General features: G+C 70.9%; 22 protein-coding genes and 1 pseudogene. 7 read left to right on the forward strand and 16 right to left on the reverse strand.

All coding sequences use genetic code 11. The features are described from left to right. The first annotated feature begins 38 nt into the window (after positions 1-38). Complete coding sequence (locus tag ABZ919_RS06255; RefSeq protein ID WP_361243340.1) at positions 39-347, forward strand: FAD-dependent monooxygenase; 309 nt, start codon at positions 39-41, stop codon at positions 345-347. Positions 348-793: 446 nt separating this feature from the next. Here ABZ919_RS06255 and ABZ919_RS06260 read toward each other — a convergent pair whose 3' ends face one another. Beyond that, on the reverse strand, positions 794-1,810 hold the full coding sequence (locus tag ABZ919_RS06260) for a PHB depolymerase family esterase (protein WP_361243342.1): 1,017 nt from the start codon (positions 1,808-1,810) through the stop codon (positions 794-796). Between the two features lie 154 nt (positions 1,811-1,964). Continuing rightward, a pseudogene (locus ABZ919_RS06265) lies at positions 1,965-2,012 on the reverse strand (hypothetical protein); the annotation flags it as partial. 319 nt (positions 2,013-2,331) lie between these two features. On the opposite strand from ABZ919_RS06265, the gene ABZ919_RS06270 reads away from it, so the two are divergent. Then, positions 2,332-2,979: a TetR/AcrR family transcriptional regulator gene (locus tag ABZ919_RS06270; protein WP_361243344.1), complete on the forward strand. Its 648-nt coding sequence runs from the start codon at positions 2,332-2,334 to the stop codon at positions 2,977-2,979. A gap of 389 nt (positions 2,980-3,368) precedes the next feature. Continuing rightward, positions 3,369-3,524 carry a hypothetical protein gene (locus ABZ919_RS06275; RefSeq protein ID WP_361243346.1) on the forward strand — a complete coding sequence of 52 codons (156 nt, stop codon included), beginning with the start codon at positions 3,369-3,371 and terminating at the stop codon, positions 3,522-3,524. A gap of 206 nt (positions 3,525-3,730) precedes the next feature. Here ABZ919_RS06275 and ABZ919_RS06280 read toward each other — a convergent pair whose 3' ends face one another. Both ABZ919_RS06280 and ABZ919_RS06285 read right to left on the reverse strand, forming a co-directional pair. Then, the gene (locus tag ABZ919_RS06280; RefSeq protein ID WP_361243348.1) at positions 3,731-4,822 is read right to left on the reverse strand and encodes a lipocalin-like domain-containing protein; all 1,092 of its coding nucleotides are present in this window, start codon (positions 4,820-4,822) and stop codon (positions 3,731-3,733) included. Positions 4,823-4,893: 71 nt separating this feature from the next. Beyond that, positions 4,894-5,715, reverse strand: coding sequence for a crotonase/enoyl-CoA hydratase family protein (locus ABZ919_RS06285; protein ID WP_361243349.1), 822 nt, complete (start codon positions 5,713-5,715; stop codon positions 4,894-4,896). Between the two features lie 60 nt (positions 5,716-5,775). Here ABZ919_RS06285 and ABZ919_RS06290 point away from each other — a divergent pair, with 60 nt between their 5' ends. Then, on the forward strand, positions 5,776-6,732 hold the full coding sequence (locus ABZ919_RS06290) for a helix-turn-helix domain-containing protein (RefSeq protein ID WP_361243351.1): 957 nt from the start codon (positions 5,776-5,778) through the stop codon (positions 6,730-6,732). Between the two features lie 222 nt (positions 6,733-6,954). Here the strand turns inward: ABZ919_RS06290 and ABZ919_RS06295 are convergent, their stop codons facing one another. Further along, positions 6,955-7,893 carry a LysR family transcriptional regulator gene (locus ABZ919_RS06295; protein ID WP_361243353.1) on the reverse strand — a complete coding sequence of 313 codons (939 nt, stop codon included), beginning with the start codon at positions 7,891-7,893 and terminating at the stop codon, positions 6,955-6,957. Between the two features lie 111 nt (positions 7,894-8,004). Between ABZ919_RS06295 and ABZ919_RS06300 the strand changes: the two genes are divergently transcribed. Beyond that, on the forward strand, positions 8,005-9,048 hold the full coding sequence (locus tag ABZ919_RS06300; RefSeq protein ID WP_361243355.1) for a zinc-dependent alcohol dehydrogenase family protein: 1,044 nt from the start codon (positions 8,005-8,007) through the stop codon (positions 9,046-9,048). Positions 9,049-9,068: 20 nt separating this feature from the next. Continuing rightward, complete coding sequence (locus ABZ919_RS06305; protein WP_361243357.1) at positions 9,069-9,749, forward strand: SDR family oxidoreductase; 681 nt, start codon at positions 9,069-9,071, stop codon at positions 9,747-9,749. 830 nt (positions 9,750-10,579) lie between these two features. Here the strand turns inward: ABZ919_RS06305 and ABZ919_RS06310 are convergent. The 7 genes from ABZ919_RS06310 to ABZ919_RS06340 all read right to left on the reverse strand — a co-directional run bounded on the left by ABZ919_RS06310 (position 10,580) and on the right by ABZ919_RS06340 (position 18,564). Further along, positions 10,580-11,824 (reverse strand): ATP-grasp domain-containing protein, encoded by a 1,245-nt coding sequence (locus ABZ919_RS06310; RefSeq protein ID WP_361243359.1) that lies wholly within the window; start codon positions 11,822-11,824, stop codon positions 10,580-10,582. Next, positions 11,821-13,044: an MFS transporter gene (locus tag ABZ919_RS06315; protein ID WP_361243361.1), complete on the reverse strand. Its 1,224-nt coding sequence runs from the start codon at positions 13,042-13,044 to the stop codon at positions 11,821-11,823. The genes ABZ919_RS06310 and ABZ919_RS06315 overlap by 4 nt, the downstream gene beginning before the upstream one ends. After that, the gene (locus ABZ919_RS06320) at positions 13,035-14,360 is read right to left on the reverse strand and encodes a hypothetical protein (RefSeq protein ID WP_361243363.1); all 1,326 of its coding nucleotides are present in this window, start codon (positions 14,358-14,360) and stop codon (positions 13,035-13,037) included. Before ABZ919_RS06320 ends, ABZ919_RS06315 begins: the two co-directional genes overlap by 10 nt. 198 nt (positions 14,361-14,558) lie before the next feature. Continuing rightward, positions 14,559-15,479 carry a TauD/TfdA family dioxygenase gene (locus ABZ919_RS06325; protein WP_361243364.1) on the reverse strand — a complete coding sequence of 307 codons (921 nt, stop codon included), beginning with the start codon at positions 15,477-15,479 and terminating at the stop codon, positions 14,559-14,561. A 252-nt stretch (positions 15,480-15,731) separates the two neighbouring features. After that, positions 15,732-16,601, reverse strand: coding sequence for a GNAT family N-acetyltransferase (locus ABZ919_RS06330; RefSeq protein WP_361243366.1), 870 nt, complete (start codon positions 16,599-16,601; stop codon positions 15,732-15,734). Positions 16,602-16,744: 143 nt separating this feature from the next. Then, positions 16,745-17,971, reverse strand: coding sequence for a helix-turn-helix transcriptional regulator (locus ABZ919_RS06335; RefSeq protein ID WP_361243368.1), 1,227 nt, complete (start codon positions 17,969-17,971; stop codon positions 16,745-16,747). Positions 17,972-18,387: 416 nt separating this feature from the next. Beyond that, positions 18,388-18,564 (reverse strand): hypothetical protein, encoded by a 177-nt coding sequence (locus tag ABZ919_RS06340; RefSeq protein ID WP_361243370.1) that lies wholly within the window; start codon positions 18,562-18,564, stop codon positions 18,388-18,390. A gap of 313 nt (positions 18,565-18,877) precedes the next feature. Between ABZ919_RS06340 and ABZ919_RS06345 the strand changes: the two genes are divergently transcribed. Next, positions 18,878-20,089 carry a helix-turn-helix domain-containing protein gene (locus ABZ919_RS06345; RefSeq protein ID WP_361243372.1) on the forward strand — a complete coding sequence of 404 codons (1,212 nt, stop codon included), beginning with the start codon at positions 18,878-18,880 and terminating at the stop codon, positions 20,087-20,089. 118 nt (positions 20,090-20,207) lie between these two features. Here ABZ919_RS06345 and ABZ919_RS06350 read toward each other — a convergent pair whose 3' ends face one another. Genes ABZ919_RS06350 through ABZ919_RS06365 form a run of 4 tightly spaced genes read right to left on the reverse strand, consistent with a single transcriptional unit; the run spans position 20,208 to position 25,958 of the window. Further along, complete coding sequence (locus ABZ919_RS06350; protein ID WP_361243374.1) at positions 20,208-21,215, reverse strand: alpha/beta hydrolase; 1,008 nt, start codon at positions 21,213-21,215, stop codon at positions 20,208-20,210. A gap of 8 nt (positions 21,216-21,223) precedes the next feature. Further along, positions 21,224-21,643 (reverse strand): RidA family protein, encoded by a 420-nt coding sequence (locus tag ABZ919_RS06355; protein WP_361243375.1) that lies wholly within the window; start codon positions 21,641-21,643, stop codon positions 21,224-21,226. Between the two features lie 59 nt (positions 21,644-21,702). Then, positions 21,703-22,884 carry a cytochrome P450 gene (locus ABZ919_RS06360; protein WP_361243377.1) on the reverse strand — a complete coding sequence of 394 codons (1,182 nt, stop codon included), beginning with the start codon at positions 22,882-22,884 and terminating at the stop codon, positions 21,703-21,705. Beyond that, positions 22,881-25,958, reverse strand: coding sequence for an amino acid adenylation domain-containing protein (locus tag ABZ919_RS06365; protein ID WP_361243498.1), 3,078 nt, complete (start codon positions 25,956-25,958; stop codon positions 22,881-22,883). The genes ABZ919_RS06360 and ABZ919_RS06365 overlap by 4 nt, the downstream gene beginning before the upstream one ends. Between the last annotated feature and the right edge of the window lie 273 nt (positions 25,959-26,231).

A 26,231-nucleotide genomic window follows, 5' to 3' on the forward strand; every position in this document is an offset into this window, starting at 1 on the left:
CCCCGGCCTCGATCTTCCCGGTCTCGGTCCGCACCAGCGTGCCCGTCACCGCAGGGGAAACGAACGCGGTCACGCTCCTCGGCGACGCCATCCACGTCATGAGCCCCGCCATCGGTGTGGGCGCGAACACCGCGCTGCGCGACGCCCGCGTTCTCACCTCCCGTCTCGTCGAGGCCGCCGCCGGTCGACCGCTCACAGACGCCCTACGGGCCTACGAGGACGAGATGCGCGACTACGGCTTCGGCGCCGTCCGCGAATCGGCCGAGCGCGGTCACCGCCTCGTCGGCCAGGACCGGCTGCCCGCACCGCAGTTGCCGCCGACGGGCAACGCCCACCCGCAGCGCTGACCGGCCCGCCCAGGCCCAACCCCAGCCGGCGCCGGGCCCGCTCGGGCTGCTGTCGGGCCACCTCCGGCCTGACAGCAGCCCGGCATCACCGGGACCGCACCACTCGCCCACCGCAGGCGCTACCAGGCCCCTGCTGCACCGGCCTCCCGCCCGCAGTCACGTCGGTTGGGATGCGGGTCGGTTCCCGGCATTTCCTCATGTCCCAGCGCTTGAACTGGAGAACTCATGCCCACTCTCCGTGTCGCCACCGCCGGCGCCGGCCTCGCCGGTCTCACCCTGGCCCACCTCGCTGAATTCGGCGTATGAGGAGCCACGGAGTCCGCCCGCGCCTTGGTGGACACACTGCTCACGGCACGCCCCTGAGCGGGCCGCCGTACCTCCACTCCCTGGGACGTGCGGTACCCGCAGCGCCCGGTGCGCGCTGCGGGTACTGTCGGTGGTGGAGCTCAGGCGCCCAGGGCGTGGACCATGTTGACGATGGCGGTCATCTGCGGTGCGCTCTGTACGGCGTAGTCGGATCCGGTGTATCCGAACCAGTCCCAGCAGCCCTGCGGGTTGACCGGCCAGACGCTGGAGACGGCCTGCGGGTAGAGGACGACCAGGTTGTTGGTGTCGGCGTAGGTGTCGAGGTTCCCCTTCTCCGCGAAGGCCGTACCGAGGAGCTGCTGGGCGGACAGGCAGCCGTGCAGGGCCACCACCAGCTTGCAGGGGGCGCCGTTCGCACAGGCCGGCGGCACGTAGAGCTGCCCGGTGGAATCCATGGACAGGGCACGGGCCGAGCCGCCGGGGGCGTAGGCGTTCTGATCGAAGTGCGTGAGGGTGCCCTCGGGGGTGCCGGTGTTGCGTGGATTGACCCCGCCGAGCCAGGTGGTGAGCATCTCGCGCTGAGGGTCGTTGTGACAGTTGTTCAGGAACGGCGGCAGGGTGAGGGCGCAGGGGACGACGCCGTCGGGGGTGGGCCACGAGTGTCCGGCCGGGTCCGTGTCGTGGTAGGTGACGTCGGCGCCGAAGTGCCGGTAGAAGTCGACGCCGGCCCGGGAGACCAGCGGGTTGACCACCGGGTCGAGGTAGCCGTGGTACGTGTAGACCGGCTTGCCCCGCAGGTTCGCGACCGGGTCGATGAGGCCCTCGGACGCCCAGTCCTCCGCCTGCCGCTCCAGGTCGTCGACGCCCAGGCCGAGGTCGCAGGTGACGAACTTGATCACGTGCCCCTGACCGCAGTCGTACGGCCCGGCGGCGAAGACGCCGGCGCCGTCGAAGGTGCCGGAGTAGGCGACCTGGAGCTGGGTCGCCATGAAGCCGCCGGACGAGACGCCGGTGACGTAGGTGCCGGTGATGTTCAGATCCGGAAGGGTCGGCGTGGCCGCCCGGGCCGACACGGCGGGGCCGGCCGCTGCGAGGGCGAATGCGGCGCCGAGGGCGGCGAGGGCCTGGGCCGCTCTGCGCAGGGAGCGGAATCTCATGGAGCACACTCCGTTGTGGGAGGGGAGGACCGCCCGTGCGGGCAGTCTCGTAGGGGGAACGGCGGCGACAGGACCGGAAGGGCTGTGCCGTCCCCACGGCGCCGGCGCGCAGGATGGCGTAGCAGAGGACGGCGAAGGCCGGGACGTTCGGCACCATCAGCCCCACCCGGTCGCCGGGGCTCACGCCGTGGTCCCGCAGCACGGCTGCCGTCCGTGCCGTCCGCCAGTTCGGCGTAGCTGAGGGTTTCCGCGCCCAGGCGCACGGCGATCCGTGCGGGGACGCGTTCCGCGCTCGCGGTCAGCACGGTTGCGAGGTTCGCCGGCTCGGCAGGGAGGGTGACGGGACGGCTCACGGGCGGCTCCCCAGGGATCGCGGCCGGCTGCCGGAGCGGACAGCACGGCCAGGTTTCCAACCAATCGATCGGTTGTTTCAGGAACGTTGCGAGACACCATCCGGCTTCTGGGTTACGGTGTCAACCAATCGATTGGTTGGAAATCTCGCCGAATCTCCGGGAGCAGCCGTGGAACTTCCCGACTGGGAGCCCCGCCGGGTCGTCGCGATGGAGGCGGTTCTCCCTGAGGGCGTCACACCGCCGGGCACCCGGGGCAAGATCCTCGAGGCGGGTCTGGAGCTGTTCGCCGAGTCCGGCTTCGCGGGCGCCTCGATCCGGCAGATCGCGGGCATGGTCGGCATCAACTCCGCCACCCTGTACGCGCACTACCCGTCCAAGGGGCACGTGCTGGCCGAGCTGGTGCGCATCGGCCACGAGGAGATGCGGACCCGGCTGACGGAAGCGGCCGACGGCACTCGTGACGACAGCGCCGCCCGCCAACTGACCGCCCTGGTCCGTGCTCATGTGCTGCTCCACACCGACTATCCGCTGCTCGCGGTGGTCACCAACAGCGAACTGCACGCCCTGTCACCCGAACTGGCCGCGCCCTCGCTCCGGTTGCGCGAAGAATGCCGCCGCCTGCTCGCCGGCGTCCTCGACCGGGGCATCAAGACCGGCGAGTTCGAGCTCGACGACCCGCTGCTGGCGGTCACCGCGATCGGCGGCCTCGGGGTGCAGGTCGCGCAGTGGTTCGGCCCCGCCCTCCAGCGCACCCGAGAACAGGTCGCCGAACAGTACGCGCAGTTCGCCCTGCGCATCGTCAGCGCCGGACACTGAGCAGACCGGCTCCCCGTACCCCCTCTGCGCGAAGGAGTGCCCGTGCGACCGGTCCTCGCGACCCGCCACGGCCTGGTCCGCGGTGTTGTCCTGCCGGGATCGCCGGCTTCAGGAACATCCCCTACGCGGCCGCTCCCACCGGGCCGCTGCGCTTCGCGCCCCCGCGGCCGCCGGCCGCGCGGGACGGGATCCGTGACGCGTACGGCCCCACCGCGCCCCAGGCACCGTACCCGCCGCCGATGGAACGAGTTCGCCTGGCCCTCCCCCGCCTTCGACGGCGCGCTGGGCGCGTGCCATGCGCTGGACGTCCCCTTCGTCTTCGACGATCTGGCCGACCCGGCCTTCGCGCCCTTGCTCGGCGACCCCCCGCCTCAAACGATCGCCGAAGCATGCACGCCGCCCGGGTCTCCTTCGCGACCGCCGGCGATCCCGGCTGGTCCGCCTACGACGCTCCGCAGCGGACCGTCCGCCGCTTCGCGGCGACGGCGGCCACCGGTCGCGACCCGCGCCCTGGTCTTCGGTCCCTGTGGGACGGTCTGCGCTGAGGGCGCGCGCCGTCCGCCTTCGCGCGGCCGGACTTCACGTCGTACGAGGTGGCGAATCTCGGGGCAGGCCGGCGTACTCGCCGAACAGCGCCCGGCGTCGTACAGATGTCCTCGCATCACGAGCCGTGCAAGCAGGGGCCACGTGCCGGATCAACCGCCGCCTGCAGCGGTAGGCGCGCCACCCTTCCGCTGCACCACGACGGTGTTCATGCCTGGTGCCCGATGGCCGGGATGTGCCCCGATCCGGTCAGCTGATCGCTCTCTTCGGTCGGCTTCCCGGCCGTGAAGTGGAGCAGCTCCCAGAGGGTCCGGTCCTGCACGGTCTCGGCGCTGCGGGGTCCGCTGCGGTTCAGGGCTACGGTTCCCAGGAACCTGTGGTACGACCCGGCCTCGCCGAAGTCGAGCAGGAAGGCGTCCTGCTCGTGCTGGAAGGTCACGGTGTAGGTGTCGGCGTCGTCTGCCACCTGGTATGCGAGGTGTGCCCCGACCGGGGCCGAAGTGGTGGGGTGGACCCGGATGTCCCGTGCGGTGAAGGTGACCTCGTCGTCACCCACTGCGGAGACCAGGATCTCGTCGTCGTGGGCCACCAGCACCGCGGGCAACTGGGCTTTGTCGTACTGCTCGTGGCTCACGAACATGAGGGTGACGACGGTGTAGGAGCCGATCCTCGCGCGTCCCCAGTACCAGTGGTCGAGCACCCTGCGCGGGGCGATGTTGCCCCAGTTGTGGTCGTGGTACCCACTGCCGGTGAGATGCCGGGTGGCGCCGTCGACGGTCAGGGTGCCGTCCACGGATCCCCGGGCCACGACGGGCAGCCAGGCGATGTAGTGCTCCTCCCGCGCCCCGAAGAAGGCGTGGCCGGTGGCCGGGCGCCACGGCGGCACCTGCGCGGTGAGTTCCAGGTCGAGGACGACGTCGTCGATCTCGACGTGGATGACGTACTCGCCGTCTCCCCCACGGAAGGTGTTGCGTCCGATGACGACGTCACAGCGCTCGGAAGAGGCCGAGAACGCGCTCGGCCCAGCGGTGCAGGTCTTGTCCGTCCTGGTGCCGTCGGGGCGGGTGAGGGTGAGCAGGACGAAGGGTGTCAGCGGGGACTTGGGCGAGATGAAGGGGGGCTTGGTGTGGAACTCCACGGTCAGAGTGGAGCCGTCATCGAGGTGGGCATCGCAGTACCACCATTCGAACGTTCCTGCAGCGGGGTCGGTGCGCAGCCCGTCCTCCCAGGGCTGGATGACACCGGGGGTGAGGTTCAGCCGCTCGTAGTGCCGCGGCTGGTCCCCTATGAGTGCATGCATGTGGTTCTCCGCTTCTGCGTACACCGGAGCGACGGCCCGCCGCGTCCGTTGGAAGGGCTTGCCCAGGGCTGTCAGATGCCCTTGAAGACAGGGGGTCGGCGCTCGATGAGGGAGGCGATGCCTTCCGTGACATCGGCGGTCGCGAACAGTCGCGGCCCGACATCGTTGCGCAGGCTGGCGCCGGACGCCTCGATGTGTGCAGCCAGTACGGTGCGCGCGTCGGCCAGGGTGGCCTGCACGGCAAGCGGGGCCTGGGCGGCGATGCGGTGGGCCAGCTCCATGGCGCGACCCAGCTCCTGGCCTGCCGGCACTACTTCCTGCACGATGCCCATGCGCCAGGCTTCCCGCGCATCGAACTGGTCGCCGGTGAGCAGGTAGCGCATGGCGTTGCCCCAGCCGACGCGGTGGGGCAGGCGTATCGTTGCTCCGCCGAGTGCCAGGATGCCGCGTGTGACCTCTTGCTGACCGAAGACCGTGTCGTCTGCTGCGATACATGTCTCGCTGTTGAGGACGAGTTCCAGGCCCGCGGTGAAACAGCGGCCGTGGACGGCGGTGACGACGGGCTTGGTTGCGGGCGCCCGGTAAAGACCCCATGGGTCACGTCCGCCCTCGGGGATGAGGCTGTCGTCGCCGACGGCCAGTCTCGGTGCGAGGGAGGCCAGATCGAGTCCTCCGGTGAAATGCTTGCCGTTGCCGTGGATGACCGCGACGCGCAGGCCGGAGTCGTCCGAGAGCCGAGTCAGGGCATGGGACAGGTCCATGATCATGTCTGCGTCGAGGGCGTTGGCCTTTTCGGGCCGGTTGAGCGCGATGCGCAGGACAGGGCCGTCCTGCTCGACCAGTACCTTGGCGGAAGCGGTGTGCGAGCCGCTTGCCTGCTGCGTGGGTGCCATGTGGTTCACCGTAGGGAGCACGATGGTGCCCGATGCGACATCGGCAAGGGAGTTTGCGACATGAAGATCGGTGTGGTGGCGCTCGGCGGATGCTGGGACTCGGGGGTCACTTCTGTGCTTGATGTGCTGCGGACGGCCGATGCTGCCAGGACTCGGGTCGATGCCACGATCCCCGCGCTGGAGTGCATGTTCGTCGCCCCGACGGACGAACCGGTCCGCACGGCGGGTGGCCTGCTGATACCGGCGGGCCGCTTGATCGACGACTGTGTGGCCGCGGCAGATCTGGATCTGCTCCTCGTTCCCGCGCTGGCCGCGCAGAGTCCGGCGACCGTGGTCGATTTCCTGATGCGACGAGACGTCCGAGGGGTGCGCACGGCACTGCGGCGCTGGGCGGACGGTGGCGGAGCCCTTGCGGCGGCCTGCACGAGCACTTTCGTTCTCGCCGAGGCGGGACTGCTGGATCAGCGGCAGGCCACCACCACGTGGTGGCTGTCCGGTCTCTTCCGGCATCGCTATCCCGCTGTGCGGCTGGACATGTCGCGGATGGTGGTGAGCGATGCCGGCGTCGTCACAGCGGGCGCGGCGTTTGCGCACATCGATCTGGCTCTCGGTATCGTCGCGCAGGTCAGTCCCCGACTGGCTGCCGAGACGGCCGGCGCCCTGCTCATCGAGGAGCGTCCCTCGCCGAGCACGGGGGCGATGTCCGACCATCTCGAGGATCATGATCAGTTGACCAGCGACTTCGAGGCATGGGCTCGTGCGCATCTGCACAGACCTGTAGGAGTGGCTGACGCGGCGCTGGCTCTCGGGGTCACCCGGCGCACTCTGGAACGTCGTGTCCGGGACCGGCTGGGAACGTCCCCCTACGCTTTCATCCGGTCGCTGCGAGCGGAGCGGGCGGAACATCTCCGTGTCACAACGGCATTGCCGGCCGCGGACATTGCGCGGCAGGTCGGCTACCAGGACGCAACCACGGTGCGTCGGCTCCGGGGCGGCAGGCAGCAGTTCCCGAGATGAAAAGACGGCCGGGCCGTCGGGGGGATCGATTTCGACTGCCTGCGACGCGGAGGAGCTCGCACGCATGTGGAGTGGGGCTTGCTCATGGTGGTGGGTCGCCGCGTCGGCATCCTCGCCTTCGGTCGGCGCCGCGATCGGGTGGAGTGGAGCCACCTGCGATCGGAGTGCCGCGCGCCGCCTCGGCGCCGCGTTCACCGGCCTCCCGGTAGACGGCGTCGGTACCTACACCGGCATCCGCACTTCTCGGTCATCCGTACTGCTCGGCGCAAGGGAGCGCAGTACATCGAGGCAGGCTCCGATCGCGGGTTCGTGGCCTGCGTCGATCCGGGTGACGATCTCGATCGTGCGAGCGAGCGTGGGGTCGGCCACCGGCCGCGCGACAAGCGTGGGGGGGAGATGAGCCGCGGCCATGCGAGGGAGGACGACTGGGTGGCCGCCGCTCGCTGCGAGGGCGATCATGGCGTTGAAGTCGGAGCAGGTGTGTTGCACCCGCGGGGTGAATCCCGCCGACCGGCAGGCATGGAGGACGGCTGCGCCGCAGGCGGTGTCCGCGAGGGCCGTGATCCACGGCGTGTGTGCGAGATCCCGCAGTGCGACGGGAGATCCTTCTGCGCCGGCCGCGGGGTGATCACGCCGGACTACGGCCGCCAGCGGATCGACATGCAGCTCGTGGGTCTCGACGCCCAGGGGCACGGGATCAGCGAGGTTCGTGTAGCGGTAGACCAGCGCGAGGTCGACGCGTCGCTGGAGCAGCAGGCGCACGGCGAGGTCGGGTTCGGCCTCGGTGATGTGCAGGCTCAGCCCGGGGTGGGCGTCCTCCAGCGCCTGGCCGAGTGGGGCTGCCAGTGGGGCGAGGGCGCTGGGGAAGGCGGCGAGGTGGAGTGGCCCGGCCGGCTCCGTGGCATGGCTGCGCAGGTGGCGTTGCGCGCGTTCGAGGGCGTCGAGCACGTGCTCGGTGTCTTCGGCCAGCCGGTGCCCGGCGGGCGTCAGGTAGATGGACCGGCCCGTGCGTTCCAGCAGGCGCGTGTGGGTCTCCTCCTCCAGGAGCCGGAGTTGCTGTGAGACGGCGGAGGGAGTGACGCCGTGCAGTTCCGCCACGGCTGTCACGGTGCCGTGTGCGGCCAGGTCGCGCAGGAGGACCAGTCGTCGGACATCGAGCATTAGTTCAGCTTAAAGGAATGATGTACCTGATGTAGCTGGACAGAAGTGACCTCATGCGACGACGCTGGGCGGCCTGTCCCACCCCCGTTCAGCAGCATCAGGAGTCCCCCCATGCGCGCCACCGTGATCCATGGACCGAACGACATCCGCATCGAGGAGGTCCCGGACCCCCGGATCCAGCACCCTGCGGACGCGGTGGTGCGCGTGGTCAGCGCATGTATCTGCGGCAGCGACCTCTGGGCCTACCGCGGCGTGGCCTCGCGCGTACCCGGGCAGCGCATCGGCCACGAGTTCCTCGGCGTCGTGGAGGAGGTCGGCAACGACGTCACCGGTTTCACTCCGGGCGACTTCGTGGTCGCGCCCTTTGTCTGGTCCGACGGCACGTGCGACTACTGCCGGCAGGGCCTGCAGACGTCCTGCCCGCACGGCGGGTTCTGGGGAGAGGTCGGATCCGACGGCGGCCAGGGGGAAGCGGTCCGTGTGCCCCACGCCGACGGGACTCTCGTCCAACTGCCCCCGGACGCCGTCACCGACGACAAGCTCCTCCCCGGTCTGCTGGCCCTCTCCGACGTGATGAGCACCGGACACCACGCCGCCGTCTCGGCGCGGGTCCGTCCCGGAGCCACGGTCGCCGTCGTGGGCGACGGAGCGGTCGGCCTGTGCGGCGTGCTCGCCGCCCGCCGTCTCGGCGCCGACCGGATCATCGCGCTCGGCCGCCACCGGAGCCGCACGGACATCGCCCGTTCGTTCGGCGCCACCGACGTCGTCGCCGAGCGCGGCGAGGCAGCGATCGAGGCGATCCGGGAAATGACCGGCGGCCAGGGCGCCCACGCCGTGCTGGAAGCCGTCGGGACGGAGGAGTCGATGCGTACCGCCATCTCCCTCACTCGCGACGGCGGCGCCGTGGGCTATGTCGGCGTACCGCACGGCGGCAGCGCCGGCGTGGATATCGCCCAGATGTTCGACCGCAACATCACTCTGGCAGGTGGCGTCGCCCCGGCACGCGCCTACATACCCGAACTGCTCACCGATGTGCTGGCGGGCGTCATCGATCCCGCTCCGGTCTTCGACCGCACCGTCGGCCTCGACGGGGTGCCGGACGGTTACCGCGCCATGGACGACCGGTCGGCGCTGAAAGTCCGCATCACCTTCTGATCAGCCACGAGGAGATGTTCATGAAGATCGCCATCGCCGGCGGGCACGGCCAGATCGCCCGGCGTCTGGGCCGACTTCTCACCGCCCGGGGAGACAGCGTCGTGGGGCTCATCCGTAATCCCACCCACGCCGATGACCTGTCGGACGACGGGGTACGGCCGATCGTCTGCGACCTCGAGGCGGCGTCGTCCGAGGACGTGGCCGCGGCCCTGTCCGGAGCCGATGCCGTGGTCTTCGCTGCCGGGGCCGGCCCCGGCAGCGGTGCGGCCCGCAAGTACACCGTCGATCATCAGGCCGCCGTGCTCCTGGCCGAGGCCGCTCGGCGGGCGAACGTACGGCGGTACGTGATGGTCTCCACCCGCGGCGCCGGCAGTCCGCCCCCGGCTCACGCCGACGAGGTCTGGGCCGCCTACGTGCACGCCAAGACCGCCGCGGACGAGCACGTCATGGCACAGGACCTCGACTGGACCATCCTGCGCCCCGCGGCCCTCACCGACGATCCCGGCACCGGCGCGGTGCGCCTTACCGCGGAGAGGAGCGTGGGCCAGGTCACGCGGGACGATGTCGCCGAGGTCCTGGCGGCCCTGCTCGCCACGCCTGCTACCGCGGGGCTCGTCCTGGAACTCGCCGAAGGACCCGATTCCGTCGCCGAAGCGGTGGCGCGTGCCGCGGACAACCGCACGGGCGAGCCCTGCCGCTGACAGCCGACGCCGCGGAGTTCAAGGGTGCCCTGGCGGATCCACCGTCCTCGGACCGGTACGCCGTCGAGCGTGCCAAGCTGGTGCTCCTCGCGGCTGAAGGCCCGGTCCATCGCCTCCTAGGCTCCGGTCCCACCCGGCTGCTCACTTCCCGGCTGGCAGCCCCCTCACCGCTGAACTCCGGCCGCGGAAGGTCGACCATGTGCCCCTGTTTCGGTGCCAGGGCCACCACACGGCGGGGATCGGGCCGGGGAACACGGAAGTGCCAGGGCTTCGCGCCTCCTGGCACGTCGATCCATCCGGTCTTGAGACCCGTCAGAGCGGCGGAGCCGTCGGGCAGGAAGACATCGACGTAGACACGCCCACGCCGAACCAGACACAGCTCATGAAGTAGGCATGATCGCCGTGGCCAACGGACCACTGCGCGAGCTTCTCCAATCGCTTCCTCTGCTCCGGGGTGCCCTTGCCCGGCCGGAACAACTTTTTGGCGCGCCGTCGCCGCCCGCACGCCTCTCCGGCAACCGGCCCCGCAGCCGGGTCCTCCTCGCGCCCGACGGACAGGAGTCACCGACCGAGGTGAACTCTGTATCACCGGACCATCACCGGACCCCAAAGGTCCGGGAACCGGTCGCCTTCTACACCGGTGCCGCAGCTCTGTCCCCCGTGGAACTGACCAGCCGACTACGGAAGGTCCTCCCCGCGGCGGCGGTACCCAAGGCATTGCGGCATCAACGGGACACCTTGCGGCAGAGGAGCCGTGGACGGCGCTGCACGAACGCGCCCTGAGCAACGGCCTCGGCACAGGGACGGAGGACCGCTCGGACGACCGCGGCCTACGCCAGCCGGTACACCCGTTCCTTCAGCACGTTGACGGCCTTGTAGTCGGCCTCCAGTGCTGCCGCGTCCTCACTCGCCATGTAGACCGTGAAGGGGCTGCTCGGCAGGTCGACCGTGGGCCGGATGCGGCGGCCCGGGCGGTACTTCACGTTCACCTCGTACACGGTCGGCAACGCGGTGATGTCGTCGACCACCGACTGGTCCACGCCCGCGACGATCCCGTCGAGGCTGGTCGTCGTGTGGTGGACCACCGCGTCGAGGAGTTTGGTGTAGGTCCGGCCGCCGTATTGCCCCAGGAACTCGTCGGGGCGGGCGTAGGCCAGCGCGGTTGCGGTGGCCTGGTTGGTGCCGAGGCAGCGGTCGTGGAAGCCGGGCCGCATCCCGCCGTTGAGCCGGGCGGCGATCTCCACCAGTGCGGGGCCGCTCGGGGTCATGACGACTTCGGCGTGGGCCGGCCCGTTCCGGATGGCGAGCGCCTCCAGGACCGTGCCGACATAGTCGACGAGTTCGGGAACGGGCTCCTGGCGGGGGTCGAGGAGGATGTTCCGGTCATAGACGCGGCGACCGGATCCGGTGTCCCGCTTGTCGTACTCCCAGACACCGCAGACGTAGCGCTCGCCTTCGCAACAGACGACGTCCACCACGTATTCGGGGCCGGGCAGGAAGGACTGGGCCAGCACCTCGGTGTTGGGCTGCTGGAACAGGTCAGCGGCCGACATGACCGAGCGCGCGGCCTGGACGATCGCCTCGCCGTCCCCGCAGATGTGCACGTTGTCCGATCCGGAGGAGCTGATCGGTTTCACGACCACGGTGCCGACGTCCTCGCGTTCGGCCCAGGCGCGCAGTTCTTCAGGGTCGCTGGAGCGGTGCTGGCGGGCACAGCGGATACCCGCGGCCCGCAGGGCCTCGATCATCAGGTACTTGTCCCGCCGCGTGGCCGACAGCCGGGTCCCGTTCGTGCGCAGCCCCAACCGTTCGCCCAGCTCGTCGGCGAACCGGACACCGAACTCCGCACCGGCCAGCACGGCCTTCGGCTGGAGTCCGGCCAGTTCGCGGGCGGCGGCCTCGGCGTCAGCGGCGATGATGTTGTACCGGTACCGGTCGAACAGGGGCGGGGCCAGTTGCCCGATCAGCTGCGGTGTGCTCTGGACGTGCACGGCCTCGACGCCCAGCCGAGCGAAGGCAGGGGGCAGGAAGTTCCCGCTCGAATAGCCGTCCACGATCGCCACGAACTCGCTCACTGTCCACCTGCCCATGCCACCAGTGGCCCGCTGACCAGGCCGACGAAGAAGAGGAGCGCGCCGAGCGCGAGCCAGCCGGGCAGCCCGATGCCGAGCGGCAGCAGGCTCATGACGGCCGGGGCGACCGCCTTGACCGCGCCGCTGCCCAGTCCGAACACTCCGGCGTACTGCCCCTGAAGGTGCGGGGGCGCCAGACCGAAGCAGTACTCGGTCGAGGCTGCCGCGTACCACAACTCGCCGAGGGTGAAGACGACCATGCCCGCGACGAGGAGTCCCGCCGCCGTCCAGATCGAGGGGCCCGCCGCGAGAGCCATGAGCGCCAGCCCGACGGCGAACGCGCCGCCGGCCCAGGCCATGCGCTGCCCTGCCGCGCGCACGTCGTGCACCCCCCGGCTGACCCTGACCTGGAGCAGCACGACAAGGACCATGTTGAGGACCATCGTCCCGGAGACCATCCAGCGCGGCGCGCTCGTGCGGTCGACGATCCATAGCGGCAGCAGGAACCCGGACGCGGCATAGTTCAGCGACAGCACCGCGTTCGCCGCGGTGGCGCTCAGATAGACCCGGTCGCGCAGCGCAGTCCAGCCCCGCTCGGCCGTGCCGGTGGCCCCGACGGCGGCCTTCGGCAGTCGCAGCATGACGAGCGCGCAGCCGACGTAGGCCACCGCTCGGCCGGCCACCACGCCCAGGTAGGCCGGTCTGGTGTCGATCTGGATGGCGAAACCGGCCGCCACCGAACCGAGCGCGAGGGCCAGATTGGTCACCGACCGCAGATAGCCGATGAAGACCGTCGGGTTTCCGGAGGCGACCTGGCGGATGAGCGGCGCTCTGCTGGCTTCGCCGGCGGGAATGACCATTCCGGCAACCAGCGAGACGACGAGGTAGGACCAGAACGAGCCGACCAGCATGAAGGAGGAGATGGCCGCGCCGCCGCCGAGCATGACGCTGACATGGGTGCGGTTGGCTCCGTACTCGTCGGCCACCCGCCCCGCAACGACGCCCGCGAGGAGACCCACGACCGCCCCGCCGAACAGGCCCGCGGCGACCTGCCCGGCCGGCAGGCCGACCACACGGGTGAAGTAGAGGGCGCTCGCGGTGGTGAACATGCCGCCGCCGAAGCTGTTGGCGAACGTGGCCACGGTCACGGTCCGCTCGTTCGCCGAGTCGGGCAGGAGTCTGCGTACGCCTGTGACGCCCGTCGGCGTGGACGTCACTGCCACAGCGCGTCCCCGAAGCGGGCCTCGGGCCGCAGCACGTGCTGGAGTTCGCGCAGCTCCCGGGTCTTGAGACCGTCCGGTACGACCTTCACCCGCGCGTCGAACCAGTCCCAGACCGCGGTGAACCGTTCCTGAAGCCGCTCGCCGCTGTCCGCCACCACCATGAACTGACCGACCCGCTGGGCGGTTCCGCCCCCTTGCGGGGTCCGGCCGCCCACCGGCCACTCCATTCGGACGAACTCCACGCCGGGCAGGGCCAGCACGTCCGTGGCGGACGGACAGTCGTACAGCAGCCCCGGGCCGGCGAGGAGATGCGAGCCTCCGACGGCCTCGGGGCGGAGCTTGATGTCGAGCTGGGGGCGACGGCCGAGCGCGACGAGTATCGCGCACTCCGCCAGGTCGACGTTGAACTTCGTGTGCACCAGCTCCTGCGTCAGCCCTCCGCCGCGCCGCGCGCCGCACTCGCCGAACGTGAGCGCACCGGTTGCGGGATCGTGGAACAGCTCCATGTGGAACGTTCCGTCGCGGTGGCCCAGCGCTTCGAGCGCGGCTGTGACCAGGGGGAGCGCGCGGTCGTAGGCCCAGGCCTCGGTGACCGGGTCGAAGAGCCGGTAGTGGAGTGGCCGGGCGGTGTCGACGGCCGTGAGACACGGGTCGCCGTATCGGCTGAGGGAGCAGAAGAGCAGCTCGCCGTCGAACAGCACCCCGTCCGCGAACCACTCCTCGCCGTTGATGAACTCCTCCAGGACGAAGGTGCGTTGCGCGGTGCCCTCCGCCCGGTAGGCGGCGCTGCACGCCCGCAGCTCAGCGACGGAGGTGACGACGGACGTCCGCCGGGTGGCCGCTCCCGCTATGGGCTTCAACACCGCCCGTTCGAAGCCGAGTTCCGTGATCCCGGTGACGTCGTGCACGTCGTCGACGACCCTGACGCCGGCCGTGGGCAGGCCCGCGGCCCTGATCTCGCGCTTCTGCACCGCCTTGTCCCTGAAGCGCACCGCCACCTCGGGCGGTACCGCGGGCAGGCCCAGGTGCCGGGCCAGGATGCCGACCATCACCAGCGCGTTCTCGTCGGTGGTGTACACCGCGTCGAAGGCCCTGTCGGTCAGCCCGGCGCGGTCGAGAGCCATGAGGACGGCCTCGGGGTTGGTGTGGTCGTCGACCAGAAGCACCCTGACCTCGGGCGACACCGCCACCTGGCCGTCGTCCCAGGAGCGTCCCCCGCAGACGACGGTGATCTCGAGTCCGAGACGGACACAGGCCCGCATGCCGTAGCGGTCGAGGCCCACGATGAGGATGCTCGGGGGGCTCGCGTTCTCCATGGCGCGTCCTTCCTTGACTTCCGGGGGTTCGCCGTGACTCGGACACCTCCCCGCAGGTGACCAGCCATTCCCAGCTAGGAAACCTTTGGCAATGATCAGCACATCACGCTGCTCGGACGACGACCGCGCCCGACCCCGGGGACCCGGGCGGCGCGCGGCGACCGGGGGACGTCACCACGCGCCGGCCGGAGCGGGCCGTCACATCCGGCCGCCGCCTCCCTTGGTGAACTCCTCGGTGTCACCCCGCAGCGCAAAGCCGGGCCGGCCATCGACTCCGACCGTGGTGGTTCCGGCCACGGTGACCCGTTCGCCACGGCGGTGCTGGTCGCCGTAGTCGTGGATCGCGTAGTGGAGCGTGGAACGGTTGTCCCACAGGACGAGGTCGCCCACCTGCCACTTCCAGCGGACCGTGTACTCGGGCTTGGTGGCGTACTCCAGCAGGACACGCAGCAGGTCGCGACCGGCCTGCGGGGAGTAGCCGCTGACGCTGCGGGCGAAGCCGCCGACCATCAAGGAGCGCTCACCGGTCTCGGGGTGGACCCGGACCGCCGGGTGCTCGGCGCTGAAGACATTCTTCAGGTAGTTGGTGCGCGTGTCGCCGGTGTAAGTGGCGTCCGTGAAGTCCGAGTCGTTGGAGTGGATGACCCGGAGGCCGTCCGCGAGCACCCGCAGCCCTTCGGGCAGGTCCCGGTAGGCCGCCGCCACATTGGCCCACATGGTGTCGCCGCCCACCGGCGGGCAGACCACGTTGTGCAGGATGGCGATGGCGGGCGGGTTCTCCATGTAGGTGAAGTCGGCGTGCCAGTGGTTGGCCCGCGTTCCCTCACCCCGCGAGTCCATCTCGCGCAACAGCGGCCGCCCCTCGGGGCCGCCGTAGATCGGGTGCCCGAGCGTCAGGTCGCCGAAGAGGCGGCCGAAGGCGACCAACTGGTCGTAGTCGAGCCGCTGGCCACGCAGGAAGATCACCTTGTGGGTGAGGAGTGCCTGCTTGAGCTCGGCGGCCAACGAGTCACTCAGTGGGGTCGCGGCGTCCACGCCGGTGATCTCGGCACCGATGTTTCCCGCGAGCTGCCTGATCCTGACCCCGGTGGCACTGCCGGCAGTCATGACATCAGTCATGGGTTCGGACCTTTCTGGGCTGTATGGAGGCGGCGTCCCCGACCGGACCGCGCACGGCCCGCCCCCGGAGGCGGGCAGACCTCGAGCGTCCTTGGGCCTCGCCGCCGGTTGCGCCTCGGACACAGCCGATATTGCCATCTGTTGCCAAGATTGGCAACACGGGGCGACGCCCAAGGTGCTGCGCCGGCAAAGCGAAGGGGCGTCCGACCGAGGCCCGGTCGGACGCCCCCAGGGTGCCGCGCACGCAAGCTGTCAGAGGAAGTGCCCACTCGCCAGATAGGGCGCCGGCTCCGCCATGCCCCGGACCGCGAGATATCCCTCCTGCCCGATGTCGAGCCGGGCGGCCAGCCCCACGTCCACCGCCCAGTGGTTGGCGGTGGTGATGCAGTTGACCAGCGTGTCTCCGCGTGAGGCGGCCAGGGCTTCCCAGAGCAGGTCCTGCGCGGTCCGCGGCTCCGCCGCGGCCAGCAGGACGCCCCGCCCCTGCTCCTCATCGATGTACACATATCCCGGCCGACCGGAGTCGTCCGACACGACGAGGCGCAGCCGTTCGAGCATGTAGGCGTGGTCCGGGCCGTGGCCCGCCCCGCGAAGCCGCTCGTCGAGCCGGTCCATCCACGCGAAGTCGTCAGCCCGGCCCTCCCGGAGCCCGCTCACCGCCGGCAGCGTCGAGCGATCGACGCTGCCCACCATGCGCATCTGCGGGTGGAGCGTGAAGCCGGCCAGCCGGTAACGGCGCGTGGCCGCGGGATGCACCGTGGACGAGAACAGTCCCGGTCGCCCGTTGGCGTGCGCCAGCGCGGCATCCATAAGCCGCTTCCCGATCCCCTGCCCCTGATACCGCGTCAGCACTCCGTAGGTAGCCAGGTACCAGACGCCGCCCCGGTTCTGCGACATGGCGAATCCGATGACGTCCCCGTCCTCACCGACCGCGACCCAGCAGCCGGCCGGGTCGACCTGGAGGTAATACCGCATCCGCTCGATCCACTGCTTCGAGGCGGTTTCCGAACGGGGCTCGATTTCCGGTTCGCACATTCTTCTGCTGCGCCGGTCCGCCTCGAAGAAGAGCGCGGCGGAGGCGCGCTCCGCCGACGGCAGGTCTTCCTCGCGCGCCAGCCTCACCTGCGCTGATTCCCTTTTCACAGCGTACCGACCACCTCGGCGGCCTCCTGCCTTTCCATACGTGCCAACAGGGCGGCTATACCCGCCCGGTGCGGGTGGGATTCGTGTGGACGCCGCCGAGCGTCTCCCGTCACCCGGCGCGGTCATGACCGGCTCCGGTGCCACTCTTCCAGCGTCTCCGCGAGGGTGCGCCAGATCTCTGCCGCGAGTTCCACGTGGTGGGCGGCGCGGGCCTGCTCCGCCAGGTCGCGCATGCGCTGCACCGCCTGGTCCGTCCGCTCGGCGAGGATGTCGAGCTTCCCGTCCAGCATGCGCAGCCGGATCCGGTCCCGGAAGGACAGCGTGACGTCCCGGGCCGCGGCATCGGCGCACAGCGCACGCGCCTGTTCCAGGTCGCCTTCCGCGCAAGCGAGATGTGCCCGCACCAGGAGGGCCTCCTGTCGGTGCACCTCGGTGCCGACGAGCTCCAGCGCCGGACCGATCTGCTCCAGCGCGGCCCGGGCACTGGCCGTCTGCGGCGGGACGATCTGTAGCTGCAAGGACGCCGAAGCCAGGCGCAGCCGCAGCCACAAGGCCAGGTCTTCGCGGCTGTCCAGGTTCTCCACGGCGCGATCCATCAGCTTCGTCGCCTCCGGGTAGGCGCCTTGGCGGATCGCCACAGTCGCCGCGGCCCACAGCGCCATGGTCGACAGGCTCGCCCCGGCCGGCTCGGTGAGCTCGCACAGCTCTACCACATGCGCCCGGGCCTCGGCGAGCCGGCCCGCCTCCGCCTCGGCGGACACCAGCGCGAGCAGCGCGCCGGCCCGATCGGACAGAGTGAGCGAGGAGGCGGCGGTCACTGCCTCGGCGGCGTACTCGCGAGCCTCCTCGGCCAGCCCCAGGTTGAGGGCGCACCGCGAGCGCTGGGTGTACACCCGGGCACGCAGTTCGGGGATCCGCAAGACGCCCGCAAGGTCGGAGAGTTCCGCGAGCAGGACGTACTCCTGCTCGTACCGGCCCTGTTTGGCGTGGATGCGGGCGAGCAGCCATAGCGCCTGCCAGCGCAGCGCCGGGTCGTGGTGCTCGTCCGCGCTCAGCGCCTCGACCAGTGGACCGGTGAGGGCCTCGTCCAGGTCCTCGTCGCGCTGGGACGTGACAGAGGCGAGGACCTCCGCGAGCCCTGGCCCTTTCTCCGGCTCGAAAGCAGTCACAGGGACCCCGAGCCGCTCGGCCAGATAGCCTACGATCCTGGTGGTCGGGGGCCTGGCGCCGGACTCCAGTCGTGACAGATAACCGGTGGACATCTCGGCACCGGCGAGGGCCGCCTGGGACAGTGAGCGACTCAGACGGAGTGCGCGCAGGCGTTGCCCGAAATACGGCTGTTCCAGCATCTGAAACCTCGGGGCCTGAGGCCGGCACGCTCGGCCAGAGCGTGTCAGCCGTCTCTTGGGGGTTGTGGGAAGCCTGTCGAAGTTGGTCCGTTTCCGTGCACGGCGATACAGACCAGCGCACTCCCCCGTGGCACCGGCGCGTACGGACTGGGCTCGGACGGCCTGCCTCCATGCGGGAGGCACACGGCAACGGTCGGTTGCCGCCGTGCGCACGCTCGTCTTTCAGACCTCTCGGCGGTGTCACCGCCATTTCTCTCTTTATATTGCCTCATTTGGAAACCTTCGACAAGCTCCGGACACGGGCTGGCATGACGTCTTCGTCACGACACCTCGGCGGGGCACGTGAAACAGCGGACGGCGGCCACCCCGCACGAGGTGACCGCCGTCCGCCTCTCGGCATCAGGCCCCGGCACGCGTCACGGCCAGTCGATGTCGTCGGTGCCGACCCCCGGCGCGCCGGAGACGGGCAGGGAGGACACTGCGGCGGAGGCCGACGGCTGACCGGCCGGCCAGTCTATGGCCGCGGGGCCGGACACGGCCGCTCCCAAGGCGGTGACGAGGAAGACGCTGACGGCGAACACGTGCGCGCGCATGAGTGCTCCAAAAGACGATTCGGTGCGGGAATCAAGGAGTGCGATGCGGAACCGTGGCCATCCCGCTGAGCGGTGATGCCGTGCGGGCTCTGCCGCACGCCAATCTAGGGGCACCCGAGGCGACTTGGCAAGGAAAAGGCAAGATCATTTGCCAAAACTGTCAATCACCCCTCGGCACGTCCGGGCAAGACACTGCCTGCCGGGGCCTTACAAGCGTTTCCTCGCTGGTCACACTCGGGTTAGGATGGAGGCAATGCGTCGATGCGTGCCCCAGCGGATTGCTGAGCACCCTGAAGTAAGAATGGAGGACGACATGCCAGTAGAGACGTCCTTCGGGGAGCGCCTCAAAGCGCTGAGGCAGAAGCGGGGACTGTCCCAGGCCGCACTGGCCGGCAAGGAGCTGTCGACCGGCTACCTGTCGCGCCTCGAATCCGGTAGCCGGCAGCCCACCGAGCGGGTGATCGCCTATCTCGCCGACCGCCTGGACGTCGATCGATCGGCCTTCCTCTCCCCGGCGGCCAGCAGCTCCCTGGGTGAGGCCGTGAGCGTCGCCACCTCCACGGACGGCGACGACGGCATCGAAAGGGTGATGTCGGCACTCGTCTCCGCGCAGGACGAGGACCCGCTTCTGCGCTGGCAGGCACTGTGGCTGGTCGCCCGGTTCCACCGCCGCCATGGCCAGCACGCCGAGGAGCGGGCCGGCCTGGAGGAAGCCACACGGATCGCGGACGGCCTGGCGCTGCCCGCTCTGCAATGCCGCTCCATGACAGAGCTCGCGCGCTGTCTGCGTTCCACCGGCGACATCGCCGAGGCCCTGGAACTGGCGGTCGCCGCCTACCGCATGGCCAAGGAGTCCGGAGCCGCCGCCTCGGAGCTCGGGCATTCCCTGCTGACGCTGGTGTCGGTCGAGGCGGAGGCCGGCCGGCTGCCCGACGCCCGTGCCCATGTCGACGAACTGGTCGGTCTGGTGGCGGACCGCTCCGACTCGCTGCGCGCCGAGGCCCTCTGGGCGGCCGCGACCGTCCGCTTCCGCCAGGGCGACGTCGACGGCGCCCGGGCCTTCGTACAGCAGGCGATGGACTCGCTGGACAGCCATCTCGATCCCCTGCTCTGGGCGCGGCTGAGGCTCGTTGCGGCCTCCCTGTACCTGCACAGCCGGCCCACCCTCACGGAGCCCGCCCGGGTGTGTCTCGCCGAGGCCGACAAGGCGCTCTCGCTCGTCGGCACGCCGGTCCAGCAGCAGGAGCTGATGTCGCTGAACGCGCGCCTCGCCTTCGAGGAGGGACGCTTCGCGGACGCCCGGGACATCCTCGACCGGCTGGACTTCGACCGCCTCGCGCTGAGCTACCGCGACCGGGTCCGGCTGCGTCTGCTGGAGAGTCTGCTGCTGATCGAGGAGGGCCATCGCGAGCAGGGGTTGGCCCGGCTCAAGAAGCTGGGCGAGGAGGCCCACCAGAGCGCCAACCTGGACTTGGCCGCCGAGGTCTGGCGGGTGCTGGCCGAGGCTCTGGAGCACTCGGGCTGAGAGGTCCGGGCGCCGATCCCGGAAGGTTGCCGCCGCCGGCATCGCCCGCCTCTCCACGAAGCGACAGGGCCGGGTGATGCCGGGCGGCGGGTGGTGAGACTTCGGTGCCACCGGGGCCTCAGCGTGGCAGTATCCTCCGTAGCCAGCCGGTGCGGGCCTGGTGCGCTGTGCGTGAGACGACGGCGTGCGGCACCCATTCGTCGAAACTGTGGAACGCACCGGACCATACGTGCAGTTCGGCTTCGCCGCCCGCCTCCCAGATCCGGGTCGCGTAGACGATGCCCTCGTCGCGCAGGGCCTCCACCGAGCCGACCTCGATGAAGGCGGGAGCCAGCCCCGCCACCGTCGTGGCACGGGCGGGCGCGGCGTAGCAGGAGACGTCCGGTGTGCCGCACCGGTCGCCCAGCAGGGCCCGCCAGCCCGCCTGGTTGGACAGTCCGTCCCACAGGCCCACGCGCTCCATCTGCCCCGAGGAGAACGTGTCACAGCGGTCGTCGAGCATCGGGAACTGGAGCATCTGGCCCGCCGGACGGGGTCCGGACCGGTCCCGGCTGAGCAGAGCCAGGCCCGCCGCGAGCGCACCGCCCGCGCTGTTGCCGCTGAGGACGATGCGCTGGGGGTCGAAGCCCTCGGCCACGGCGTGTTCGGCAAGCCAGCACAGTCCGGCGTAGCAGTCCTCCACCGGAGCGGGGTCGGGATGCTCCGGGGCCAGACGGTACTCGACGGACACCACCGCCAGGCCGAGGTCCTGGGCGCGGTCCAGTTCCCCGGCCAGCTCGGTGCTGCGGTGGCTGCCGGCCACCATGCCGCCGCCGTGCGTGTGGTAGATCACCGGGACCGGTCCGGTGGCGGCCGTCGGGCGGCAGATCAGGAGGGCGATGCTGGGGGCGCCGGGCGGACCGGGGACGGTCCGTTCCTCGATCTCGAACGTTCCGCCACGGCGGATCTGCTCATCGGTCAGACGACCGACGAGGGACCGCTGACGGCGGTCCGCCACCAGGCCGGGGGTGAGCGGCATCGGCAGTTCGGCGAGGATCTCGCCGAGCGGGCCGGCCAGTTCGCGGTCGAAGCGGGGCGGCACTGCCTGCCGACCCCGCTGCCGGCGGGACACGGGTGTGGTGGTCATGGCGCCGCTCACTCGGCACTCAGCAGGGCGAGCGCGTCGACCTCCAGGAGAAGGTCGGGGCGATACAGGGCGACCACTTGTACGACCGTGCTGGCCGGCGGGCGCGCGGTGTCGATGAACTCGTCACGCGCGGCGAGGATCTGCGGGACGTGCGCGATGTCGGTGACGAAGTAGGTGAGCTTCATGACGTGGGCGAAGGTGGCACCGACGGCGGTGAGGCACCGCTCCATGTTCCGGAAGACCTGCCGCGCCTGCGCGGTGGGGTCGTCGGCGCCGACCAGCTCGCCGGAGGCATCGAACGGCATCTGCCCGGAGACCGCGGCCAGCCTTCCGGTCCCGGTGACCACGTGCGTGTAGCCGGAGCTGGGGGCGACCCCTTCGGGATCGGAGAGGTGGGTGAGCCGGCCGCGCGTGCGGTGCTCGGTCATGGGGACTCCTTCGCGGATCGGCAAGGGTGTGGTGGGGCGGGGGTGGGCCGTCGTGGCCGTCATGCAGCGGCGAGGCGCACCGGCAGGCACTCCGGTCCGTTGACGGCGATGGAGCGCAGACGCCGCACGGGGCCGTCCGGTTCGACGCGGTGGACCGTGTCGAGCAGCTCCGAGAACAGCACGCGCATCTCGGCCCGGGCCAGGGTCGAGCCGATACAGAAGTGCTCACCGGCGGCCAGCGCGATGTGTCGGTTGGGGCTGCGGGCGATGTCGAACCGGTACGGGTCGTCGAAGACATCCTCGTCGCGGTTGGCGGAGGGCAGCCACAGCACGACACGGTCCCCCGCCGCGATGGACTCGCCGCGGATCTCGACCGGCCTGGTGGCGACACGCATGCTGTGCGTGGCGCTGGAGGTCCAGCGCAGTATCTCCTCGATCGCCCCGGACATCAGGACGCGGTCCTCACGCAGCCGCTGCCACTGCTGCGGATGCTCCAGGAACGCCTGCATGCCGCCGATGAGTGCCAGGCGCCCGTTTTCCGTCGCCCCGATGAGGTTCTCGCAGTTGAGGACCACTTCCTCCTCGGTCAGCAGATCGCCGCCCACGGTGCCGTTGACGAGCGCGCCGACCAGGTCGTCGGACGGCTCCTCCATGCGCCGGAAGATGAGTTCCTCGAAGTACTCCAGCAGCCGTGGATGGGCGACGAGCGAGGTGTGGGCCTCGAACGCCTCGTTGGTCCACTCGTAGAGGGCCTCGTGGTCGCGTTCGGGGACCCCAAGGATGTGGCAGATGACGGAGAGGGACAGCCGGCCGGCGACGTCATGGGCGAAGTCGCAGGACCCGAGGTCCAGCGCGCGCTCCAGCACGCCGCGGGTGGCGGCGCGGACGTAGCCCTCCAGGGCGCGTACGGCCCGGGTGTTGAACCAGTCGCCGATCAGCGAGCGCAGCTGTTTGTGACGCGGCGCGTCGGTGAGGGCGAGGGTGAGTCCGCCGCCCGGGTCGTCGCCGAGTTCGAGGCCGCGGAGCAGCACCCCGTGCGCCGAGCTGAACGTGGCAGCATCCCGGTAGACGGCGCGGATGTCCTCGTAGCGGGTCAGCGACCAGAAGCCGGGCACGGAGCCGGCCGGCTGCCAGTGGACGGGGGCGTGCGCGCGCATCCACGCCCACAGCCCGTGGGGGTCACCGGTGGCATGGAGTTCGGGGTCGGTGAGTCGTGCGGGTGACTCGAGAGCGGTGGTCATGACGGGGCTCCTGCGGCGAGGGTGTGCACGCGTTCGAGGAAGAGCTTGGCCAGGTCCCGGGCCGTGCTCTCGGCGACCGTGTCCGGCCGGTAGGAGACGTCCAGACACAGCCCGCCCTCGTCCGCCGGCCAGAGTTCTGCATGCAGTTCGAGGGGGAGGTCGAGATAGGGCTGGCGCACGAATGCGGTGCGGGCGCCGGCAAGGACCAGTCGGGGCGTCGCGTTGTCCTGACAGGCGAAGAGGGTCTGGTAGAGCGGCGGGCGGTTGTCACGGGGCGGGCCGAGGCAGGACAGCACCTCCGGGAACGGCACGTCCTGGGCGGCGAAGGCGCGCGAGGCGATACGCCCGGCGTGTGCCAGGGCGGCGGCTCCACTGCCCAGCGCCGCGCCGCGCATGCGCAGGCAGAGCATGTTGATGTGGCAGCCGATGGCGTGTTCCAGTTCGGCCGCGTCCCGCTGGGCGACGGGGACGCCCAGCGCGAAGTCCCGTTGGCCGGTGACCTCGGCCAGGCCGGCGGCCCACAGCTGGAGGAGGACCACGAAGCGGGTGACCCCCGTCTCTGCGGCCACGGTGTCGACGCGCTCGACCACCGAGCCGGGCAGGTGCCGCTCGAACCGGCCCGGGGCTCCCGGTTCGGGCACGGTCGGGGCGACAGGCCAGCACAAAGGCGGTACGTCCACCAACTCCTCTGCCAGGTAGTCGCGTTGGGACGTCAGTTCGACCTGCCGTCGGCGCTGGAGCCGCAGGCGGTGCACCGCGGTGAGCGACGGACGCGGGCCGATTGCCGCGGCCGGGGTGCACAGCCGCCCCGGCCGGGGACCAGCCCGGTACGCGGCGGCGAGGTCGGCGGCGAGGACCTGCTCGGACCACCCGTCGAACGCGACGTGGTGCACCGCACAGCCGAACACCGCCGTGCTGTGCGCCGCCTCGGTGGCGCGGACCGGTACCAGCGCGGTGCGCCACACCTCCCCGACGTCCGGGAAGAGCGGCTCGGCGAAGTGGGACCGCAGCGTGGCCACCGCGTCCGCCACGCCGTCGGCCTCGGGCAGGACCTCCAGTGGCGGTGCGGGTACGTCTCCCGGCCGGACGACCGGACTCGGGTCGAGCAGGTACTCGGCCCGCAGGGCCCCGTGCCGCTCGTGGACCGCGGTCACGGCCTCATCCAGGGCGTGAACGTCCAGCTCCCCCTCGATCACCCAGGTGAGCAGGCAGTGCCCGGTCAGGTCGTCCGGGTCGCGCAGCTGACGGGTCAGGTAGACCACTTGCATGGGGGTCAGCGGTACGTCGACCGGGTCCGGGCACACCGCCGGCGTCTCGGGCCGGGCCGGCTCGGTCAGCCGTGCGGCGAGTGCGGCGGCCGTCGGGTGCTCGTAGAGCCAGGAGACCGGGACGGGCCGCGCGAGCAGGGCGGCCAGCCGGGCACACAGCCGGCCGGCGCCGAGGGAGGTCCCGCCGAGTCGGATGAACGGCGTGTCGAGGGGTACCGCCTCGCGTCCGAGCACGTCGGCGAACGCCTCGGCCACGGCACGCAGCACCGGATCGTGGATGTCCTGCGGGCGGGTGCCGTCGACGGGGCCGGGCCAGGCCGGGGAGGGCGGTGCCAGCGCCAGCAGCGCCCGCTCGTCCAGTTTGCCCCGGGCGGTCACCGGGAACGCCTCGACGGACACCACGGCGGCCGGGCGCTGGTGGGCGACGAGGGATGCGTGCAGCACGCCGAGGGCGTCGTCCAGGGGGTCCCCGGGGCGTACGGGCACGCAGAACGCGACGAGTTCGAGGCTGCCGTCGGCGGCGTCGCCTCGGGGCAGGACCCGGCACTGGCGTACGCCCGCGAGCAGCCGTTCGATCTGGCGCTCGACCTCGGCGGGCTCGACGCGGTGGCCGCGGATCTTCAGCTGCCGGTCGGCCCGGCCGTCGAAGCGGAGCAGGCCGTCCTCGCTCCAGTGCCCCAGGTCGCCCGTCCGGTAGACGCGCACCGGCCGGCCGTCGAGGCGCACCTGTTCGAACTTGGCGGCGGTGAGAACGGGGTCGGCGATGTACTCCAGCGCGAGGCCATCGCCCGCGAGGCAGATCTCGCCGGTCTCGCCCACCGCGCACGGCCGCGTGCCGTCCAGGATGTGGACCTCGGTCCCGGGCACGGGCCGGCCCAGGGGAATGCCCGAGGGGTGGTCGCAGTCTGCTTCGGTGATGCGGTGGGTGGTGGCGAACACGGTGCTCTCCACCGGTCCGTAGCCGTTGAGGAGCACGATTTCGGGATGGCGGCGCAGGAAGCGGCGGACGTGACCGGCCGAGAGCCGCTCGCCGCCGACCGCCACCTGGCTCAGTCCGCGAAAGCTGTCCGGCGCCTCGTCCACGATCATGTTGAACAAGCTGCTGGTGAGCCAGACGGTGTCGGCTCCGTGCCGGGAGACGGCGGCGGAGAGTGCCGCCGCCGACAGGTAGGCGTCCGTCACGATCACCGAGGTGCCGCCGTTCAGGAGCACCGACCACAGCTCGAGGGAGAAGGCGTCCCACGGGGTGGCGGCGGCCAGCGGCATCACCGTGCCGGTGTCGAAGCGGGCGAAAGTGCCGGGCCGGAAGAGGCGTGCCGTCGCGCGGTGCGGGCTGAGAACTCCCTTGGGCCGGCCCGTCGTTCCGGAGGTGAAGAAGACACAGGCGGGGTCGGCGGAGTCCACCTGGGCGGGGCGGAACCCGGGCGAGGCCGCGGGCGTTTTCGCGGGTGGCGACCAGACGCGGGTCGGGGGCGGTACGGGTACATCCCGATCCGCGCGGGCGATCAGGAGCGGCGGGCTCAACTGGGTGAGCACGTCCCGCAGCCGCCGCGCGGGCCAGTCCGGCGGGAGCAGGCAGTAGGCGGCGCCCGTCTTGAGCACCGCGAGGAGCGCGGTGACCAGATCGATGCTGCGGGGAAGCAGGATGGGCACCACGTCGCCGCGGCCCGCACCCTCCTCGGCCAGGTCCGCGGCCCAGGCGTCCGACATGCGGTCCAGGTGGTCGTAGGTCACCACGCGATCGCCTTCGACGAGCGCGGCGGCTGTGGGCCGGGCGCGGGCCCAGCGGCCGAACGTTTCGTGCAGCCCGCCTGGCGGGGCGGTGTTCGGGAGGCCTGCGGTCCATCGCGGATCCGGTCGCATGGTCTGTCTCTCCCCTTCATTGCCATGGGTCGCCAGGGATCTCGCCAGGGGTGAAGGCCATGTGTCACGCTGCCCCGCCCAGCCAGACGTTGGCAAGGATGTTGTCAGAAAGTTGCCTATTCTGGCAACCTGGCGTCGTGATCGGTCTTCCACAGCGCCTCGCCGGGGCGGGAACCGGTCCACCGCTCTTCCGCCCGGCTAGAGCGGCCCTTTGCA

The sequence above is a fragment of the Streptomyces sp. NPDC046759 genome (assembly GCF_040645475.1).
Classification (GTDB): domain Bacteria; phylum Actinomycetota; class Actinomycetes; order Streptomycetales; family Streptomycetaceae; genus Streptomyces.

Bases quoted from the DNA above. Each gene is read 5' to 3' on its own strand.
- ABZ919_RS06300 (WP_361243355.1), top strand. From the start codon at position 8,005: ATGCGCGCCACCGTGATCCATGGACCGAACGACATCCGCATCGAGGAG.
- ABZ919_RS06335 (WP_361243368.1), bottom strand. From the start codon at position 17,971: ATGCTGGAACAGCCGTATTTCGGGCAACGCCTGCGCGCACTCCGTCTG.
- ABZ919_RS06305 (WP_361243357.1), top strand. From the start codon at position 9,069: ATGAAGATCGCCATCGCCGGCGGGCACGGCCAGATCGCCCGGCGTCTG.
- ABZ919_RS06355 (WP_361243375.1), bottom strand. From the start codon at position 21,643: ATGACCGAGCACCGCACGCGCGGCCGGCTCACCCACCTCTCCGATCCC.
- ABZ919_RS06350 (WP_361243374.1), bottom strand. From the start codon at position 21,215: ATGACCACCACACCCGTGTCCCGCCGGCAGCGGGGTCGGCAGGCAGTG.
- ABZ919_RS06345 (WP_361243372.1), top strand. From the start codon at position 18,878: ATGCCAGTAGAGACGTCCTTCGGGGAGCGCCTCAAAGCGCTGAGGCAG.
- ABZ919_RS06360 (WP_361243377.1), bottom strand. From the start codon at position 22,884: ATGACCACCGCTCTCGAGTCACCCGCACGACTCACCGACCCCGAACTC.
- ABZ919_RS06295 (WP_361243353.1), bottom strand. From the start codon at position 7,893: ATGCTCGATGTCCGACGACTGGTCCTCCTGCGCGACCTGGCCGCACAC.
- ABZ919_RS06275 (WP_361243346.1), top strand. From the start codon at position 3,369: ATGCACGCCGCCCGGGTCTCCTTCGCGACCGCCGGCGATCCCGGCTGG.
- ABZ919_RS06280 (WP_361243348.1), bottom strand. From the start codon at position 4,822: ATGCATGCACTCATAGGGGACCAGCCGCGGCACTACGAGCGGCTGAAC.
- ABZ919_RS06320 (WP_361243363.1), bottom strand. From the start codon at position 14,360: ATGGAGAACGCGAGCCCCCCGAGCATCCTCATCGTGGGCCTCGACCGC.
- ABZ919_RS06260 (WP_361243342.1), bottom strand. From the start codon at position 1,810: ATGAGATTCCGCTCCCTGCGCAGAGCGGCCCAGGCCCTCGCCGCCCTC.
- ABZ919_RS06285 (WP_361243349.1), bottom strand. From the start codon at position 5,715: ATGGCACCCACGCAGCAGGCAAGCGGCTCGCACACCGCTTCCGCCAAG.
- ABZ919_RS06290 (WP_361243351.1), top strand. From the start codon at position 5,776: ATGAAGATCGGTGTGGTGGCGCTCGGCGGATGCTGGGACTCGGGGGTC.
- ABZ919_RS06340 (WP_361243370.1), bottom strand. From the start codon at position 18,564: ATGCGCGCGCACGTGTTCGCCGTCAGCGTCTTCCTCGTCACCGCCTTG.
- ABZ919_RS06325 (WP_361243364.1), bottom strand. From the start codon at position 15,479: ATGACTGATGTCATGACTGCCGGCAGTGCCACCGGGGTCAGGATCAGG.